The sequence below is a fragment of the Neolewinella lacunae genome (assembly GCF_014349155.1).
Classification (GTDB): domain Bacteria; phylum Bacteroidota; class Bacteroidia; order Chitinophagales; family Saprospiraceae; genus Neolewinella; species Neolewinella lacunae.
The window spans coordinates 13,832-32,158 of the sequence record NZ_JACSIT010000038.1 but is presented as its reverse complement, the minus strand read 5'-3'; the positions used below and the strand labels follow the sequence as shown (position 1 = coordinate 32,158).

Here is an 18,327-nt window from a genome sequence, read left to right as displayed (position 1 = left end):
AAAATAACCGACTCCAGCAGTATGCTTGCCACTCTTACTCAGGTATGAGGGGTCGAGAGCAATGATACGGTTGGGGCCTAAAAACGGCTCGCTCAACTCTCTGTTGAAGCCCAGCCAATCCATGCGTTTACCAAAGTGCTTACGGTAAGTGAACTCAGAATATTCGCCTTGACGACCTAGGTTGACAAAGTTCCGTCGGCCAATCATTGAGGGCCACAAAACGAAAAGATGGAGCAAAAAGCGGTAGCGCCATGCGGAAATACCAGGAAGTTTTTGCAAAATTGAGGCGACGAGGATTTCGATCTTCGTTGGGCAAGTCATATCTGTACGGTGTAAGGAACCAACAAGATAGGGCTTGCCCTCTTTATATGCATACTTTGCTAAAGTGTTGCCTCAAACCGTAGCGGACCATTGAACTTGAGAGACTCCATGGAAGAAGAAAAATTAAGGCTTGAGCAAATAATGGTAAAAAACAAGTGGGTATAAAAAACATCCACTAACTCATCCCCCCGCCAAAACCCACCCTCCTCTCCCCCCCCTCGCTCCTCCCCCTTTGGGGGTTGGGTGGCCAACCAACTCCCCCCTTCGGGGGGTCGGGGGGGAGCACCAGCGCCAGCGCAAAAAAAATCCCCCCACCCCACCCACAATTTACCTTTAACTTGGCGCTTTCCTCACCAAAAACACACCCATTGAAGACGTTTGCCCAACTTTTGCTCCTGGCCCTCCTGTGCGCGGCCTGCGAGACGGCTCCTAAACTGGATTACGTGGCGGAGAAGTCGGGAGATTTTCCGACGGCAGCCATTGTCGGGCCCCACCCGCTGGCGACGGAAGTGGGCCTGAAAGTACTCCGCAGCGGAGGCAACGCCATTGATGCGGCGGTGGCCGTACAACTGGCCATGGCCGTGGTCTACCCCCGGGCCGGCAACCTCGGGGGCGGCGGATTTTTGGTCTACCGCGCCGCCGGCGGAAGCATTGCCGCCCTCGACTACCGCGAAAAAGCACCCGCCGCCGCCAGCCGGAACATGTACCTCGATTCCCTGGGCAATGTCGTGGCCAACCTCAGCACCCGGGGCCACCTGGCCGTCGGCGTCCCCGGCACCGTGGCGGGCATCGAGACGATGCACCGCAAATACGGCACCAAACCCTGGGATGAACTGGTGGCCTACGCCATCGATCTGGCCGCCAACGGCTATCGCCTGAGCCAGGCGGAGGTGAACCGCATCAAAGCTTACCACGCCGATTTTGCCGAATTCAACGCACAAACGCCCTTTTCCGATACCACCGTGGTGGAGGGAAGCCTCGTGCAGCAAAAAGACCTCGCCGCAACCCTCGAACGCATCCGCGACCACGGCGCCGCCGGCTTCTACACCGGCCAAACCGCCCAGCTGATCGTCGCCGAAATGCAGTCTGGCGGCGGCCTCATCACCGACGATGACCTGCGCGACTACACCCCCGTCTGGCGCGAACCCATCACCAAAAACTATAAGGACTACCGCATCATTTCCATGCCCCCCAGCAGCAGCGGCGGCATCTGCCTGGCCCAGATGGTCGAAATGCTGGAGCCTTATCCTTTGGCCGACTACGGTTTCCAATCCACCCGCAGCGTCCACCTCACCGTCGAGGCCATGCGGCGGGCCTACGCCGACCGCGCCGAGTACCTGGGCGACAGCGATTTTTACCCCATTCCGGTAGATTCCCTGCTCAACGACGCCTACCTGCGCGGGCGCATGGCCGACTTCCGGCCCGACACCGCCGGCGTTTCCGTGGCCCCCGTCATCATCAGCGGCTCGATGGATGAAACCTTCGAGACCACCCACATCAGCATCGTCGATGCGGCGGGCAACGCCGTATCCATCACCACCACCCTCAACGGCAATTTTGGCAGCAAGGTGATGGTCGACGGCGCCGGCTTTTTCCTCAACAATGAGATGGACGACTTCAGCGCCAAACCCGGCGTCCCCAACATGTTCGGCCTGGTGGGCAAGGAGGCCAACGCCATCCAACCCGGCAAGCGGATGCTTTCGAGCATGACACCCACCATCATCGAAAAAGACGGTGCCCTGTTTATGGTCCTCGGCGCGCCCGGCGGCTCCACGATCATCACGGCCGTCCTCCAGACCTTCCTCAACGTCGTTGAATACGGTATGGACCTGCCCGCGGCCGTGGCGGCGCCCCGCTTCCACCACCAGTGGTTGCCCGATCAGGTCATTTACGAACAAGGTGCCCTGGCCGGTGGCGTCCGCGATTCCCTCGCCGCCATGGGCCACCAGCTGCGGGAGGTCAACGCCATGGCCGTCATCAAGGCCATCCAGCGCCGCCCCGACGGTACCCTCGTTGCCGCCGGCGACCACCGCAACCCCGACGACGACGTGGCGGGGTACTGATTTTTTTAGGGCGCGGCCGCAGGTGCTCCCCCCCGGCCCCCCCGAAGGGGGGAGTAAGGACAAGGAGCAAAGGCCCACCCAGTCCCCAAAAAACCTAAAAACACCCAATTTCCCGGATTAACGATCGAATCCCGGCTGAGGGTGTCCCCACCCGAATGTCCACGTTTCGGGTGGGGACACCCTCAACCGGGTCTTTTCGGGAACGGCTAGCATATTTACTGCGACGTACAGTCCGTTTCGGGTGGGGACACCCTCAACCGGGTCTTTTCGGGAACGGCCAGCATATTTACTGCGGAAGCCTATCTTGCGGCAGCCTATCCAGTGCGGTAGCCCATTAGCTGCGCTGCTGCCTACGGCGGTCACTCATTCACGCATTCACGCATTCACGCATTCACTCATTGAAGCATGACCTTCGGACTCCTGGGCTACCCCCTCTCCCACTCCTTCTCCCGCCCCTACTTCACGGAAAAGTTCGCCCGCCTGGGCCTTTCCAACACCCACCAGTACCTCAACTTTGAAATGGAGGACGTAGCCGGTTTCCAAGAGCTGCGGACCCAGTACCCCGATCTGCGCGGCTGCAACGTCACCATCCCCCACAAGCAGGCGATTATTCCTTACCTGGACGCCCTCGACCCCGTGGCAGCGCGCATCGGTGCCGTCAACTGCATCCGCTTCGACGCCGCCGGGCGGAGCACAGGCTTCAATACCGATTACTTCGGCTTCCGGGATGACCTCCTGCACCACCTCCGGGAGTGGAACTGGACAGAACGGGCCTTCGGGCTGCCTACCAACGACGACCTGCTGAACACTTTCCTGGAGGAATCATCGGCCCTCGTTTTAGGCACTGGCGGCGCCTCCCTGGCCGTCCACGAAGCCCTCCGCGAACTGGGAATGAGCACGCTGGGCGTCAGCCGCACCCCCGGTCCCGGGCAGATCAGCTACGAGCAAATTACCCCGGATCTGCTGCTCGACTACCACTTCATCATCAACACCACCCCCCTCGGCATGGCCCCCAAGGTCGATGGCTGCCCTGCCCTCCCCTACGCCGCCCTGGGGCCCGCCCACTTTTGCTACGACCTGGTCTACAACCCCGCCGTGACCCGCTTCCTGGAGCAATCCCGCAACGCCGGTGCCGCCGTGGCCAACGGCCAGGGCATGCTGGAGCGGCAGGCGGAGGCGGGTTGGAAGATTTGGGAAAATACTGGCGGAGTAAAACTTAGTTGAGCCGTGAGGTCAAGACGTTTTACGTCGCAGCAATATTTGAGCCGTTTCACGCCTGCACCGTTTTTCACCACTAAGGACACTAAGAACACTAAGTTTGGGGCTGCGCAGTGTCAGGTGAGGTCAAGACGTTCTACGTCGCAGTGTCAGGTGAGGTCAAGGCGTTCTACGTCGCAGGAAAGATGCTCATGCCCCCTCGACGTGCAAGGTCTCCACCTCACCAAACTCCAATTAACTCCATGCCCAACTCCATGCCACTCCATGGGCTAAATAAAATTTTTTGTTTCTTACCCCAAAAACACAAACATTTTAAACAACAAATGTTATATTTGCCTTCGCACGCTTGCATTTCCAAACTTTTCCAACCCAAGCCATGACGCTTCGTCCCGCAAGGCTAGCCGATTTTGACCACCTCGAGACCTTCGTCTGGCAGGCGATCTTCCCTGCATTCGACCACCCGGGGCTCACCGACGCCCAGCGGGAAGAAAACGACGCTTTAATTGAACTGGCCCGTACCGAAGTCGTGGAAGCCCTCGATTTGCCCCACCACGCCGTCTTCGTGGCCATCGACGGCAAAACGCGAACCCTGGCGGGCTACGTGGTCGTCGATGCCAGTCCGCGCGCCTACGCCGAGATCAAACGCCTGATCGTCAAACGCGCCCACTGGGGCAAGGGCGTTGGGGCGGAACTGATGGAAATGGCCACCGACTTCATTGGTCGCGACCGTGCCGTCTCCGCCTGCATCCGCTACTACAACGAGCGGGCCCTCTCCTTTTTCGCCAAGCAAGGCTTCGTCGATACCGGTGAAACCACCGGAGCCTTCGCCATTCCCCGCAAACTGCTGCTCCGGGAAGCCTTCGAACGCCTGCCAAAAACCGCCGCCCCCGCGGCCCCGGCGGAAAGCCCGGCGGCGGACGACTACTACGACTTCCCCACCGAAGCCGACGAGCCCGTCTTTGAATCCCTCCCCGATTATCGGCTGACCACGGACGATGCCCCTCTCTTCGAAACGGGCGAAAATGCCCTCCGCGCCGAGGAAATCCCCGCCACTCCGGCCGAAGAAAGCAGCCTCACCGAAGACCAACTGAGCGTCCTGGAAGCCTTCATCGCCCGGGCCCGCGCCGCGAAGGGGCTGGCCGATAAAATACCAGAACCCGCTGCCCCCAGCCGTCCCGCCAGCCCACCTGCCTCTTCCCGCAGCGACCACTCCACGCCACCGTCCGGCCCCTCCCCCGCCCACCGGATGATCGAGTTTGAAGTAGACTTCGGAGATAAGGTCGAAACCATCTCCCGTACCCCTCACCCCGTGGAAAAGCCTACGGAACGGGCAGCGCCATCCCCCAACCCAGTTCCCGCCACTGCGTCTTTTGAGTTTGCCTTTGATTCCGGCACCACCCCCGAAGGAACTCCGTCTACCCCTACTCAAAGCCAACCCAAGCCCGAGGAATCCCCCAAGAAAACGCCGCCACCCCAGCCCAAACCCGCCAACGCTGCCCCCGCAGTTTCCGAGTCCGTGCAGACCAAGCATTGTCCCGACTGCCAAACGTCCCTACCCATCTCCGCCCGTTTTTGCTTCACCTGCGGCTTCCCCCAGCCTGAACCCAGCGCAGGTGACACGGGCGACCGCGCCCCGGAAGAAGATTTCCTGGTTCTGGAAGAAATCCCCCCAGTCACAGAACCTACCCCGCAGGCCCAACCTAAGACGCCTCCGCCCAACAAAGCGGAACCCGCCGCAGCAACCCCGCGTAACAATGCTTCTACCGCGCAGGATAGTACCGAAAAAATGCGGAACGGTGCTGCCCCGGGCAATAATCCGGCCGACTTAAAAACCGCCTTCCGGGAATACCTCAGCGAGCGGGTCGTGGCCTACTTCGGGCAGCGGCATTTGACGAAATACCTGGACCGCCTGGACAGCAGCATCGCCTTTCAGCAAGTCCGCGACGGCAGCCTCGCCAAGCTCTCCACCTGGCTGGGCGAACAGGGAAACACCGCCGCCAGCCGGGTCCGCCGGAGGAACATCCTGGCCGACCTCACCGAATACTTCCTGGCCGAAACCGCCGCCGACCTCCACGGCCACCTGCTGCCCCAACGCCTGCTCCGCCACCAATCCGTCGACTGGGAAGTGGCCGATCTCTTCCGACTCGTCATGGATTACCTCGACTTCGCCTCCGAATCCGAGCGCGTCTACACCGACTTCGTAGTGATGCCCACCCGGGCCCTCAAAAATGCCACCACCTCTTTCCTCCGCGCCGCCCGCGACGAGCGCGTGTTTTTCATCTGCGACCAAAGCCTGATCAGCCAGGCAAAGAACGGCTTTGCCGTCACCGACAGCGGCATCTACTGGAAAAATGTCCTGCAGCCCGCCGGCAGCGCCACCTTCACGACCATGGATCCGCCCCGCATTGAGCAAGGCCACCTCGTCCTCGATGGCCAGTACTTCGACGCAGGGAGCAGGCTAAATCTCAAGATTGCGGTGCTATTGGATAAGCTGCGGCGCATGGGTTGACGGTGAAGTTGATTGAGCACTACTTGTTCATAGTTCATAGTTCATAGTTCATAGTTCATAGTTCATAGTTCATAGTTCATAGTTCATAGTTCATAGTTCATAGTTCAATAGGGGCACTTTGATGAACAGTCCCTTTTCGTTTGCCATGACTCGATGTCTGATTTTTATGGCAGACACACATTTTTAAACACCCTCCAACAGTCGGTGCAACATCTGACATCTGACATCTGACATCTGACATCAAACATCTGACATCTTACATCAAACATCTGACATCTTTCCCTACCTTCGCGCCATGCCCGCCCCGCGCATCATCCACGACCGCGAGCGCTTCGCCCTGACCATCGAGCGCCTCTGCCGCCACCTCATCGAGGAGCATGGCGACTTTGCCAATACTTGCCTCATCGGCATCCAGGCTGGCGGCGTCCCCCTGGCCGAACGCCTGCGCGATCGCCTGGCCACGATGGGCGTTAGTGACTTCGATTTTGGGAAGCTGGACATCACCTTCTACCGCGACGATTTCCGCACCGCCCGCGGGCCGCTCACGCCCCTGAAAACGGAGATCGACTTCCTCGTCGAAGAGAAACGGGTGGTCTTGGTTGACGATGTCCTCTACAGCGGCCGGACCACCGTTAGTGCGCTGACGGCCCTCAACCACTTCGGCCGCCCCGCCCAGGTGGAACTCCTCGTGATGGTCGACCGACGCTTCCGGCGCACCCTTCCCGTCCGGGCCGATTACCGGGGCATTTCCGTCGATACCCTGCACGACGAATACGTTCAGGTGCAGTGGGCCCAGACGGACGGAACCGACCAAATCCTCCTCACCGGCTCCTAAGCCCTCCGCCTACCGAGACCTCCGCCCATGGCTTCTGATCAGCAACTTTCTACCCATCACGTACTCGGCATCAAATACTTACAGGCAGCCGACGTGGAGCTCATCCTCGATACCGCCCGGGAGTTTAAGGAAGTCATCAACCGGCCCATCAAAAAAGTACCCAGCCTGCGCGACATCACCGTAGCGAACCTCTTCTTCGAGAATTCCACGCGTACCCGCATCAGCTTCGAACTGGCCGAGAAAAGACTCAGCGCCGATACCGTCAACTTCAGTGCCTCCAGCTCTTCGGTCAAGAAAGGCGAAACCCTGCTCGATACCGTCAACAACATCCTGGCGATGAAAGTCGACATGGTCGTCATGCGCCACCCCGCCCCTGGTGCTCACCATTTCCTGGCTTCCCGCATCGGGGCCAGCATCGTTAACGCGGGCGACGGTACCCACGAACACCCCACGCAGGCCCTGCTCGACGCCTTCTCCATGCGCGATGCCCTCGGCGGCGAGCTCCGTGGCAAACACGTCTGCATCTTTGGCGACATCACCCACTCCCGCGTCGCCCTCTCCAATATCTTCTGCCTCCAGTTGCTGGGGGCCAAGGTCCGGGTCTGCGGCCCCCCGACCCTCATCCCCAAGCACATCGCTTCCCTGGGCGTTGAGGTGAGCTACGACGTGGACGAAAGCCTGGCCTGGTGCGACGTCGCCAACGTCCTGCGCATCCAGCTGGAGCGCCAGGACACCAAGTTCATCCCCAGCCTGCGGGAATACAACCGCTACTTTGGCATCACCCGCGAGCGCGTCGATCGCCTCACCAAACCGGTCGTCATCATGCACCCCGGCCCCATCAACCGTGGCGTCGAAATTGATACCGCAGTAGCCGACAGCAAACACAGCATCATCCTGGAGCAGGTGGAAAATGGCGTGGCCGTGCGCATGGCCGTTCTCTACCTCCTCGCCGCCCGGCGCAAGGAAGCGTGAGCAGCGGCACCGACCATAACGCCACGCTGAGCAAGCTTGCCTTCTGGCTGGTTTTTACCATCGTTGCGGCCACTTCTCTGATTCGCAACAACGTTTTTTCCGGCACCACCAACGTCGTCAACTGGGATGGCTACGGCTACTACGTTTACTTGCCCGCCCTGTTCATCTACGGCGATACGGATTCCCTGGCCTTCGCCACTGACCACTACGCCAACTACCCCATCAGCGATACGGAGTACCAGCTGATGCCGACCGAAGCGGGCGGGCGTTTCCCGATCTACAACCTGGGCCTGGCCCTGCTCTGGGCCCCCGCGTTTTTGCTCACCGACCTGCTCGTGGTGAGCAGCGGAGTGGCGGAAGCAGACGGCATGAGCTACCCTTACCAACTGGCGGTAGTGCTGATGTCTTTACTCTTCGCCTGGCTGGGCCTGCGCTACCTCCGCCGCTGGTTACTCTCTTTTTTTCCCGACCCGGTAGTGGCCCTGACCTTGCTCGGCGTAGGACTGGCGACCAACCTTTTTTACTATTTTGTGGAGTCGCCCGACCTCACCCACGGCTACCTTTTTGCCCTCTACGCTGCCTTTCTCTACCATTTTCAGCGTTGGCAGGAGGAAGACTATCGCTGGCGCGGTGCGGTGGTGTGTGGACTGCTCGCGGGGCTGCTGTGCCTGGTCCGGAGTTCCGAAATCGTCGTCTTTGCCCTTCCTGCCCTCTACGGTTTGCGCAATTGGGCAACGCTGCGGCGCAATTTTCTGCGCACCGTGTCCATCGTGGCCGTGGCGGCGCTGGTCTTCAGCCTGCAGCTCCTCTACTACCGTGCGGCCACGGGGCTGTGGTTCCGCGATGGCTACGCGGGGCTGGGTTTCGACTGGCTTTCGCCCCATCTTTACGAAGGCTTCCTGGGTTACCGGCGGGGTTGGCTGGTGTACACGCCCCTCATGGTGCTGGCGCTGGCGGGCATCGCTCGCCTGTGGTTCGTGGCGCGGCTGCGGCCCTGGTTCTGGCCGGTGCTGGGCTTCACGCTGGCCAATTGTTACCTCGTTTTCAGCTGGCACATCTGGTGGTACGGAGACAGTTTCGGCAGCCGGCCCGTCGTGCAGAGTTACGCGCTACTGGCCCTCCCGCTGGCCGCCTTTTTCCAGTGGGTAAGCAACTGGGCGCGGAACGCAGGTGCCAGGGACGTTACCCCCCCTACCCCCCCACAGGGGGGAAAAGCAAGGTGGTGGACCCAAGCGCCGGGCTGGCCACTCCTCACAATGTTCCTCTTGGTAGCCAGCCTCGCCACCCTCAACCTTTTTCAGCACTGGCAATACAACCGCCGGATCATCCCCCTCGATTTCACCAACCGCACCTACTACTGGGAAGTGTTTGGCCAAACCTACCTCGATAAAAAGCAGCGCGTTTACCTCGATACCAACGAGAAATTACCGGCCAGAGACTACCAAAGCCTGGCCCTGCCTGCGGTGGATACCCTGGTCAACGTTCCCCCCAAAGCCCGCCGTGAGTTCACCAACCTCCTTACTTACCGTTCTGGCGAGAAACTAAGCCCAACGCCCTGGCTCCGCACCCACTGCCGCTATTCCTACTACGGCGAAAGCTTCGACAAATGGCGGCTGCCCAGCATCGTCACCGAGCACCGGCGGGGCGGGGAAGTCCTGAAGTGGGTCCAGGTCAAAATCCCCCCCACCATGGATACGCCCGCGCTCGATAGCTTATCCTTCGCCATCAGCCTGCCGGGCTGGCAAGCGGGTGATGAGGTTAAGCAGTACGTCTGGAATCTCTGCCAGGACAGCATGGTGGTGCGGACCTTCCGCTCCGAACTCTTATACTGAACGGGGGCCCGGACGTCCCCTGCTTCTCCAACTTTCCCGGCACCTGCGACCGCGCCATTACCAAAGCCTAATCGCCCCGCAGCAAACTATCCGCTGCCGCCTTCGGGAGGGCAAAAAGCTGGAGTCCCGTTGCCGTGTGGATGGGCGGACCGTAGCGATTTTCGGCTTCGCGGGCGTAGGCGGGCAGGTCGTCCCACCGCAAACTACTCTGCATTTGGGTGTGCCAGTTGAGGAGCAAAAAAGTTTGCCCGCCAGTTTCCGGTGTCTCTTTTTCTTGGCCAAAGCGCAAGAAGATGGGCCCGTTCTCCGCTTTAAAACCGCCGTAGTATTCGCCGTAATTGGCCTGGACGTGGTCAGTCAGCACCAGTGTTCCCGGGGCTTGTTGGGCCAGAAAATCGTAATACAGGGCACGCTGGGCGGGGTATGGGACGGTCCGGGCGTACGCCGCCGCCCGCCAGGGTGCCCAGGCCAGCGCCACGACGGTGACTGCGGCGAGGCTTAACGTCGCCCAGCGCGGCAACTCCCGGCGGGGCAAAACCGCACGCCCAGTGGCCACCATCGCCAGCAAAGCATAGGGCCAGCAGGCAATTCCAAGTCCGTAGGCGACAACGGCCAGAAGCGTCGTCCAGACCGCCAACCACCCCGCCCCTTTGCCAGAACGCAAGAGGTCGTACCAGGTCGGCGCAGCAACCAGGGCAGCAAAAGGCACCAAAAACAAGTAGTGCCGCGGGTCCAGGCACAGTGGCGCGTAGGCCCGGGGACTGACGCTGAGAAAATTGGCCGCCAGCAACAGCACCAGAAAAAAGCGGGCGAAAAAGGGGCTGGAGGGATGCACTTTTGCTCGACCAGAACCCCATAATTGCCCCACCGCAATCGGCACGGCCAGTAAGGTAGTCAGGAAATAATGACGGAGGAACAGTTCCGGAAGCTGGTAGCTGATCCGCCGCAAAGTCATGGCCAGCGGCAACTGGTCGTAGCTGCAATCGGGCAGGAAATAGCCGTTGGCAACAATGGCATGGTAGCGAAAAATTGGATCCCCCGTCTGTACCCAAAACAACAGGCCGTAGCTCGCCCCCAGCAGTACCGTGAAGCCCAACACCCAGCCCCAAAACCGCAGCAAGCGGCGTTGGAGCAGGTCGCCGCCCAGCACCAGCAGAAACGCCGGAACGAAAAAAACCAGGCTCAGTTTCGCCAAAAAACCGAAGAACAGGCTGAGAGAAAACCACAGCGCCGCCCATCGTTCCCCACCCGCCGTCGTCCGAGTCCGCTGGCGGTAGTACACCAGGGCCGCCGCAACGCCGCCCACCACGACGTAGAGATCGGGCATCAGCTTATCGGAGTAAAACAGCAGCCACTGGTTGCCCAGCAAAAAGGCCAGCCCCAGCAGCACCGCCGCCCCGCCCCAGTAGCGCCGCAACGTTGCCCAAAGCAAGCCACATAACACCAGCAGCATGGCCATCGGAAAGATGGCCGAACTGCTGTCGTTGACCCCGAAAAGGGCGTAAAACAAAGCGGTAGGGAGGGTGACCGTCCAGCGGAAATTGTAGTGGTTGTTGTCCCAGGGCATCGCCCCCCAGGCCGTCTCGGCCGCGATGCGCGCGTACTCCATATCATCGTAGCCGTAGTGGCCGTAGTAGCCAAACCAGTGGTAGGCCACCACGATTAAGGCAGCGGCACCTAAGCCAGCGTAAGGGAAGAAGCGCGCTTTCGAAGCCATGCCGCAAGGTAGGGTAGGTTTTTGAGCTGGCGCTGCACGATGCTACGCAATCACTTGAAAGAGGAGCAAGCACGTTCCCCTAGGCGCGTCGCCATCCTCACCAGGCAATCCTCCGCTATTCCCACCATCAAAATCCTACCTGTTTCCCGGCGATGCCTTATCATTACGCATTCTGAGTTTCTTCCCCTTGATCCGATCTTGCCATGAAGTTTTTGTACCTCTCCTTGCTCCTGCTGGTGTGCAATGCCTGCCGGGCCCAGCAAAGCCCCGTTTTCAATGATGACCCGATGCAACATTTGCCGCTGGGCACCGAACTCTCGCAGTATCGCCTGCGGGAACCGACGGGGCTGACCAACCCGAGCCCGCGCGTAGAGCCGCTGAACTGGTGGACGGATATGGTCGACCCCCGCCTGGAAATCCTGATCTACGACCGCAACGTGGCGGAAAATGATGCCGTGACGGTAGATTACCCCGGGGTGGTAGTAGAGTACGTCCGGCGGCTGGCCAACCCCAACTACCTCTTCGTAGGCCTGTACATCAGCCCGGGGACCTCCCCCGGCTCCTTTCAACTGCGCCTTGCATCCCGCGGCCGCGCCACCAAAAACATTCCCTACGAACTCCAGGCCCACCCCCGGAAGGAATGGACCGGCCGCAGCTCCCTCAGCCCCGCCGACCTGATTTACCTGATCATGCCCGATCGCTTCGCCAACGGCGACCCCGGCAATGACCGCGTCGCAGGCAGCACCGATACCCTCGTGAACCGCCAGAAATTCCTGTTCCGTCACGGCGGCGACCTCCAGGGCATCATCGATAAGCTCGATTACCTGGCCGACCTTGGCGTCACCGCCCTCTGGCTCAACCCCGTCCTGGAAAACGACCAACCCTACCAAAGTTACCACGGCTACGCGGTCACCGACCACTACCGCATCGATCCCCGGCTGGGCACCAACGCCCTCTACCGCGAACTCGTCGACCAGGCCCACGCCCGCGGCATTAAAGTGGTGATGGACGTCATCTTCAATCACGTGGGTGACCAGCACTACCAAATCCAAGACCTTCCCAGCGCCGACTGGATCCACCAGTGGCCGGAATACACCCAGACGACTTACCGCGCCACCACCCTACTCGACCCCAACGCAAGTGAATACGACCGCCGCCTGATGACCGACGGCTGGTTTGACAAACACATGCCCGACCTGAACCAGCACCAGGCCCACCTCGCCAGCTACCTCATCCAGAACAGCATCTGGTGGACGCTCTTCAGCGGCCAGGACGCCTTTCGCATTGATACCTACGCTTACCCCGACGCCGACTTCATGGCCGAGTGGAACCGGCGGCTGCGGGAAGAAATCCCCCACCTCGGCATCTTCGGGGAAACCTGGGTCCACGGCCCCGCCGTCCAGGCCTGGTTCACCGGCGGACAGGCGATCAATCAGCGCCTGGACAGCCACCTGCCCGGCGTTACCGACTTCCAACTCTACTACGCCATCAATGAGGCGATGAGCAAGGACCCGGGCTGGACCGACGGCGTGCTGCGCATCTACTACACCCTGGCCCAGGATTACCTCTACGAACACCCCGGGCAAAACGTCACTTTTCTGGACAACCACGACCTGGCGCGGCTCTACACCGTTTACGACGGCGACCTGGTGAAGGTCAAAAGCAGCCTGGCGCTCCTGCTCACCCTGCGGGGCATCCCGATGATTTACTACGGAACCGAGCTGGCTTTTGCCGGCGCGGGCGGCGCTTTTGGCGAAGGCGGGCGCGTCGATTTCCCGGGCGGTTTCCCCGGCGATGCGCGCAATCTGTTTACCGCGGCCGATCGCAATGCAACGGAACAAGAGGTCTTCACCTTCGTGAAAAACCTGGCCAACTATCGCAAGCAAAGCGCGGCCCTGACCACCGGCCAACTCACCCAGTTCCTCCCCCGCGACGGCGTCTACGTTTTCTTCCGCCACGCAGGCGATGAGACCGTAATGGTCGTCTTCAACGGCAACGCCACGGAACGAAAGCTGACGGACCTGAGTCCTTACACCCAAATGCTGAGCGGCTTCCAACGCGGCGAAGATTTGACGCGCGGCAGCGAAGCAACTAATCTGGCAGGCTTAACACTGGCAGGCAAAGAAACGCGGGTACTGCGCCTCTTGAGAAAGTAGTTCCCAAATGGGAAAGTCCCTTCCCGACCCCGGTAAGGGTCCAACCTGAATAACCCCGGATGGAGGATGCGAAGCGTCCGGAATCCGGGGTACTCCCGCGACCAGCGGCCCTACTGCACTTTAAACTCGTAAGTAATCTTACCACACTGCCGGGCGGGTGCGGCGGGGTCGGCTTTAAATTTCCAGCTTTCGGCGTTGTTGATGGCGGCGCGCACGAGGTTGGGGTCGGCCGTGGAACTGCCTGCCTGGGTGTACTTGGCCTCGACGATATTGCCATTGGGGTCTACGCAAACGCTGACCACCACGGTTCCGGAGACCTGAGAATTTTCGCGCACGGCGGGGCTTTTGAGTACGCCACGACCACCCAGACCACCGGATACACGGCCGCTGCCACTGGAAAGTCCGCTGAGGGCACCGGCGTTGGGGTCACCGTTGTTCACGCCCTGATTGCCGGCGGTGCCGGTGTTGCCCCGTCCTCCTCCGGAGCCGAAGAGGCCGCCGATCTGGTTTTTGGTTGCGTCTTCTTCGGCCTTGCGGCGGGCGGCTTCGGCGGCTTGCTGGCGCTTGCGTTCGGCCTCCTGGGCGTCCAGGCGGCGCTGGGCTTCGGCGGCGGCTTCCTGGCGGCGGCGTTCGGCGGCGTTGGCGTCTGCCACGCGTTGGGCTTCGGCGGCGGCTTCGCGTTGGCGCTGTTGTTCGGCGGCTTTCTTAGCGGCTTCCTCGCGGGCTTTTTGCTGCCGCAGGGCTACTTCGCTGGGGTCTTCCTGCTGGATGACGTCCCGTTGCTGCGGCGCAGGGTCTGGGGCAGCGGCTGGCGGCGGAGGGGGCGGAGGTGTCGCTTCGGAGGGCGTAGGCTCCACCACCTCTTCGGGTTCGGAGGGTGCCGTGGGGCCGGCGTTTTCTTCACCCTGCCCCTGATCAACAAAACCAAGGTTCACCAGAATGCCCGGCTGGCCCGGCGGCGGGTTCATGTGGTAAAACATCGGAATGACGAGCAGCAAAACGAAAAGAATGAAGCCAATGCCGGCGGCAATTTTACCCCGGCGATCGCCCTTTAATTCCGTTGCAGTGAGTTGCGCATCCATGGTGAAATTTTTAGCGTAAAAGAGGTAGATGTAAAACTAAGCAGGAATGCATAATAGTATGCAAGAAAATGCTTTTACAGCCCGCGGTATCTTTTCCTTAACGTAGCGACTCCCGCATTGTTGGAACGCTACCCAACACCTAAGGAGCTCATTAACAATTCTTTATGTTTCGGGCGCGGCCGCAGGTGCCGGGTCGGTCCGCCCGCAGGGGCAAGCCAGGCGAGTCCAACGGCCCGCAGAAATGCTGCCCCCAACTACCTGCTCTCCCGGGCGGCCAACCAGAGGGCGGCAATCAGGGCGAACTGGAGCAGCAAGCGCACCACCGCAATCAGCTTGGAACCAATCACGGGCCGCTCCCGCAGCAAATCAATGACGTGCAGCGGCAAAAACACCACCATGAGGGCCAGGGCCGCCCAGACGGCAAAGGGACGGGTAACGGGCAGCAATAAACCTGCCCCGATGAGTAACTCCGCCAGTCCTCCCGCCGTATTGGCCAGAGACTTAGGGAACCACTCGGGCATGAAGGGATGGTAAAAGCCCGGGTTGTAAAAATGGTAGGCCCCCGCAGCGAGCAGGATGATGGCAAATACGTAGAGGAAGATCGTCATGGGCAGCGGAGGGTAAAAAACGTCAGGTTGGAGAGATGTAAGGTAGGTATTCGCTGGTTTTCAGCTGCTTAGATCGCAACGGTTCTTTATTTCGCTAGTATCGAACTACATTACTACCGAACTACCGAACTCCAGTACTGCCTTCTAAAGACCGTTGAAGACCTGTTAGTTCTGCTTAATACAAGGGCTCAACCTCACGCTAAAAATTTATTTGCGGGCCTGTTGCAGGTAATCCAGCGCAATATTGGTGTAAAGTTCTACCCCCAGTTTCATTCCCCGGTCGTCAATACGGAACTGTGGCGTGTGGTGGCCGGGGGCCTCGTTGCGGTCCATTGCCGGGTCCATTCCCCCCAGAAAGATGAAGAGACTGGGCACTTTGGCGGCGTAGAAGGAAAAGTCTTCCGCTCCGGTGATGGGACGGACGAGGTGGACGTTGTTTTCGCCCGCAGTGGCTACCACGGTGGGCATCAGCTGGCGGGTGATCTCGGGGTCGTTGTAAGTGATGAGGGTACCTTCCTGAATGGTGACGGTAGCTTCGGCACCGCTGGAGGCGGCAATGTGGGTAGCCGTAGTGCGGATGCGCTCGAAGATGTCTTTTTGCATGTCGCGGTCAAGGGTACGGATGGTGCCGATCATCGTGACTTCATCGGGGATGATGTTGCTCCGCACGCCACCGGTGATTTTACCGACGCTGATGACGGCCGGCTCCTTGGTCAATTCCATCTGCCGGGAGACGATCGTCTGGAGGCCCAGGATGATTTGCGCGGCGGCCACCACGGGGTCTACCCCGGCCCAGGGTGCGGAGCCGTGGGCCTGTTTGCCCTTCACCTTAATTTCAAAGGTGTTGCTGGCCGCCATGGCCCCGCCGGGTTTGTAGTTGACGTGCCCAATGGGCGTCTGGGAATTGATGTGGATGCCAAAGGCCGTTTGTACGCCGTATTCTTCCAGGATGCCCTGGTCGACGATCATTTTGGCGCCGCCACCTTCCTCCACGGGCGGGCCTTCTTCGGCGGGCTGGAAGATGAACACCACCGTACCCGCCAGTTCGGCTTTGCGCTGGCTAAGGATTTCAGCCGCCCCCATCAACATCGCTACGTGCGTATCGTGCCCGCAGGCGTGCATCACACCCACTTCCTGATCGAGGTAGGTGGTCCGGACCTTAGAGGCGTAAGGTAAATCGACGGCCTCCACAACGGGCAGCGCATCCATATCCGCCCTCAGGGCAATGACGCCACCCGGCTTTCCTCCCCGCAAAACGCCGATGACCCCAGTGTAGGCTACGCCCGTGCGCACCTCCATCCCCAGCTCGCGCAGGTGCTTTTCTACGTACTTCGCCGTTTCAAACTCGCGGTTGCTCAATTCCGGATGCTCGTGCAGGTGGTGTCGCCAGGCGATGACTTTACTTTCCACGGCAGCGGCTGCCTTGGCGGTAGCTGCGTAGTCAGTTTGCGCCGCCAGGAACATGCCTAAGGCGAGCAACAGGGTGAGAAAGAAAAACTTGCGCATATGCTTGTTGCGGTTGATTGAGGCGGGAAGATAGGAAAGTACCCGCTATTCGTTTTCCCGTCGCCCTTCTTCAGCCATGGGGGCAGAAAAATGAGAGACGCCAGCCCCCGACTTCAGGGAGCTGGCGCTCTGGTAAGTTCAAAGTGTTATGCAACAGAAATCCTAGTAGCGGTAGTGGTCCGCTTTGTAGGGTCCTGCAACGGGAACGTCAATGTATTCGGCTTGGGCGGGACGGAGTTCTTCCAGCTCCACGCCGATTTTGGCGAGGTGGAGGCGGGCTACCTTTTCGTCCAGGTGCTTGGGGAGCATGTAGACCTTGTTCTCGTACTTATCGCTGTGCTGCCACAGTTCCAGCTGGGCCAGCGTCTGGTTGGTGAAGGAGTTGGACATCACGAAGCTGGGGTGACCCGTGCCACAACCCAGGTTCACCAGGCGCCCTTCGGCCAGGACGATGATGTCTTTGCCATTGATGTTGTAGAGGTCGACCTGAGGTTTGATGTTGTCTTTGGTGTGGCCGTAGTTCTTGTTCAGCCAGGCCATGTCGATTTCGTTGTCGAAGTGGCCGATGTTGCAGACGATGGTCTTGTCGTTCATCATCTCGAAGATCTCGCCGGTGACGATGTTGAAGTTGCCGGTGGCGGTGACGACGATGTCGGCCCGGTGGATGGCGGTCTTCATTTTCTTGACTTCGTAGCCGTCCATGGCCGCTTGCAGGGCGCAGATGGGGTCGATTTCGGTGACGATCAAGCGGCAACCGGCTCCGCGCAGGGAGGCGGCGGTGCCCTTACCAACGTCTCCGTAGCCGGCAACGATGGCGACCTTGCCGGCCATCATCACGTCGGTGGCCCGGCGGATGGCGTCGACGGCAGATTCCTGGCAGCCGTACTTGTTGTCGAACTTAGACTTCGTAACGGAGTCATTCACGTTGATGGCGGGCATCGGGAGGGTGCCTTTCTTCATACGCTCGTAGAGGCGGTGTACGCCCGTGGTGGTTTCCTCGGAGAGACCACGGATATCGGCCACGAGCTGGGGGTATTCATCCAGCACCATGTTGGTGAGGTCACCGCCGTCGTCCAGGATCATGTTGAGGGGCTTACCACCCTCGAAGGCGTGGAGGGTTTGCTCGATGCACCAGTTGAATTCCTCTTCGTTCATGCCCTTCCAGGCGAAAACGGGGATGCCAGCTGCGGCAATGGCGGCAGCGGCGTGGTCTTGGGTAGAGAAGATGTTGCAGCTGGACCAGGTAACTTCCGCGCCGAGCTCCACCAGGGTCTCGATCAAAACGGCGGTCTGGATGGTCATGTGCAAGCAGCCGGCAATGCGGGCACCCTTCAGGGGCTTGCTGGCACCGAACTCTTCCCGCAGCGCCATCAGACCCGGCATCTCAGCCTCGGCCAGGCGGATTTCCTTACGGCCCCAGGCAGCGAGGTTAATATCTTTGACCTTGAAGTGGGTCGCGGTAGTAGTTGAAGACATGTCTTTTTGGTTTTTGCGGGTGCAAAGGTAAG

12 protein-coding genes and 1 pseudogene are annotated in these 18,327 nt (G+C 60.2%); 7 read left to right on the top strand and 6 right to left on the bottom strand.

Annotated elements, in window-relative coordinates:
- Nucleotides 1-321, bottom strand: a pseudogene (locus tag H9S92_RS01510) (transposase); the annotation flags it as partial.
- Between the two features lie 368 nt (nucleotides 322-689).
- Between H9S92_RS01510 and ggt the strand changes: the two are divergent.
- The 6 genes from ggt to H9S92_RS01480 all read left to right on the top strand — a co-directional run bounded on the left by ggt (nucleotide 690) and on the right by H9S92_RS01480 (nucleotide 9,750).
- Entirely contained in the window at nucleotides 690-2,384 is a 1,695-nt protein-coding gene (gene ggt / locus H9S92_RS01505) for a gamma-glutamyltransferase (RefSeq protein WP_187464963.1), read from the top strand.
- Nucleotides 2,385-2,789: 405 nt separating this feature from the next.
- Nucleotides 2,790-3,608 carry a shikimate dehydrogenase family protein gene (locus H9S92_RS01500; protein ID WP_187464962.1) on the top strand — a complete coding sequence of 273 codons (819 nt, stop codon included), beginning with the start codon at nucleotides 2,790-2,792 and terminating at the stop codon, nucleotides 3,606-3,608.
- A 370-nt stretch (nucleotides 3,609-3,978) separates the two neighbouring features.
- Nucleotides 3,979-6,111 carry a GNAT family N-acetyltransferase gene (locus tag H9S92_RS01495; RefSeq protein WP_187464961.1) on the top strand — a complete coding sequence of 711 codons (2,133 nt, stop codon included), beginning with the start codon at nucleotides 3,979-3,981 and terminating at the stop codon, nucleotides 6,109-6,111.
- Between the two features lie 295 nt (nucleotides 6,112-6,406).
- Nucleotides 6,407-6,946: a bifunctional pyr operon transcriptional regulator/uracil phosphoribosyltransferase PyrR gene (gene pyrR / locus H9S92_RS01490; RefSeq protein ID WP_187464960.1), complete on the top strand. Its 540-nt coding sequence runs from the start codon at nucleotides 6,407-6,409 to the stop codon at nucleotides 6,944-6,946.
- Nucleotides 6,947-6,973: 27 nt separating this feature from the next.
- The gene (locus H9S92_RS01485) at nucleotides 6,974-7,918 is read left to right on the top strand and encodes an aspartate carbamoyltransferase catalytic subunit (RefSeq protein ID WP_187464959.1); all 945 of its coding nucleotides are present in this window, start codon (nucleotides 6,974-6,976) and stop codon (nucleotides 7,916-7,918) included.
- Nucleotides 7,915-9,750: a permease family protein gene (locus tag H9S92_RS01480; protein ID WP_187464958.1), complete on the top strand. Its 1,836-nt coding sequence runs from the start codon at nucleotides 7,915-7,917 to the stop codon at nucleotides 9,748-9,750. The genes H9S92_RS01485 and H9S92_RS01480 overlap by 4 nt, the downstream gene beginning before the upstream one ends.
- A gap of 67 nt (nucleotides 9,751-9,817) precedes the next feature.
- On the opposite strand, the gene H9S92_RS01475 is transcribed toward H9S92_RS01480, so the two are convergent.
- Nucleotides 9,818-11,467 carry an ArnT family glycosyltransferase gene (locus tag H9S92_RS01475; protein WP_187464957.1) on the bottom strand — a complete coding sequence of 550 codons (1,650 nt, stop codon included), beginning with the start codon at nucleotides 11,465-11,467 and terminating at the stop codon, nucleotides 9,818-9,820.
- Between the two features lie 203 nt (nucleotides 11,468-11,670).
- Between H9S92_RS01475 and H9S92_RS01470 the strand changes: the two genes are divergently transcribed.
- Complete coding sequence (locus H9S92_RS01470) at nucleotides 11,671-13,623, top strand: glycoside hydrolase family 13 protein (RefSeq protein WP_187464956.1); 1,953 nt, start codon at nucleotides 11,671-11,673, stop codon at nucleotides 13,621-13,623.
- Nucleotides 13,624-13,733: 110 nt separating this feature from the next.
- Here H9S92_RS01470 and H9S92_RS01465 read toward each other — a convergent pair whose 3' ends face one another.
- The 4 genes from H9S92_RS01465 to ahcY form a co-directional block, all read right to left on the bottom strand.
- Nucleotides 13,734-14,705: a cell envelope integrity protein TolA gene (locus H9S92_RS01465; protein WP_187464955.1), complete on the bottom strand. Its 972-nt coding sequence runs from the start codon at nucleotides 14,703-14,705 to the stop codon at nucleotides 13,734-13,736.
- 254 nt (nucleotides 14,706-14,959) lie between these two features.
- Nucleotides 14,960-15,313 carry a hypothetical protein gene (locus H9S92_RS01460; protein WP_187464954.1) on the bottom strand — a complete coding sequence of 118 codons (354 nt, stop codon included), beginning with the start codon at nucleotides 15,311-15,313 and terminating at the stop codon, nucleotides 14,960-14,962.
- 207 nt (nucleotides 15,314-15,520) lie between these two features.
- A complete protein-coding gene (locus H9S92_RS01455; protein WP_187464953.1) occupies nucleotides 15,521-16,819 on the bottom strand; it encodes an amidohydrolase in 1,299 nt (432 codons plus the stop codon).
- A 162-nt stretch (nucleotides 16,820-16,981) separates the two neighbouring features.
- Nucleotides 16,982-18,295, bottom strand: a complete 1,314-nt coding sequence (gene ahcY, locus H9S92_RS01450) for an adenosylhomocysteinase (protein WP_187464952.1) — start codon at nucleotides 18,293-18,295, stop codon at nucleotides 16,982-16,984.
- Nucleotides 18,296-18,327 lie beyond the last annotated feature (32 nt).

What these genes read in the sequence shown, in the direction of transcription:
- H9S92_RS01500 (WP_187464962.1), top strand. Translation starts at nt 2,790, where the DNA reads ATGACCTTCGGACTCCTGGGCTACCCCCTCTCCCACTCCTTCTCCCGC.
- H9S92_RS01495 (WP_187464961.1), top strand. Translation starts at nt 3,979, where the DNA reads ATGACGCTTCGTCCCGCAAGGCTAGCCGATTTTGACCACCTCGAGACC.
- pyrR (WP_187464960.1), top strand. Translation starts at nt 6,407, where the DNA reads ATGCCCGCCCCGCGCATCATCCACGACCGCGAGCGCTTCGCCCTGACC.
- H9S92_RS01485 (WP_187464959.1), top strand. Translation starts at nt 6,974, where the DNA reads ATGGCTTCTGATCAGCAACTTTCTACCCATCACGTACTCGGCATCAAA.
- H9S92_RS01475 (WP_187464957.1), bottom strand. Translation starts at nt 11,467, where the DNA reads ATGGCTTCGAAAGCGCGCTTCTTCCCTTACGCTGGCTTAGGTGCCGCT.
- H9S92_RS01470 (WP_187464956.1), top strand. Translation starts at nt 11,671, where the DNA reads ATGAAGTTTTTGTACCTCTCCTTGCTCCTGCTGGTGTGCAATGCCTGC.
- H9S92_RS01465 (WP_187464955.1), bottom strand. Translation starts at nt 14,705, where the DNA reads ATGGATGCGCAACTCACTGCAACGGAATTAAAGGGCGATCGCCGGGGT.
- H9S92_RS01460 (WP_187464954.1), bottom strand. Translation starts at nt 15,313, where the DNA reads ATGACGATCTTCCTCTACGTATTTGCCATCATCCTGCTCGCTGCGGGG.
- H9S92_RS01455 (WP_187464953.1), bottom strand. Translation starts at nt 16,819, where the DNA reads ATGCGCAAGTTTTTCTTTCTCACCCTGTTGCTCGCCTTAGGCATGTTC.
- ahcY (WP_187464952.1), bottom strand. Translation starts at nt 18,295, where the DNA reads ATGTCTTCAACTACTACCGCGACCCACTTCAAGGTCAAAGATATTAAC.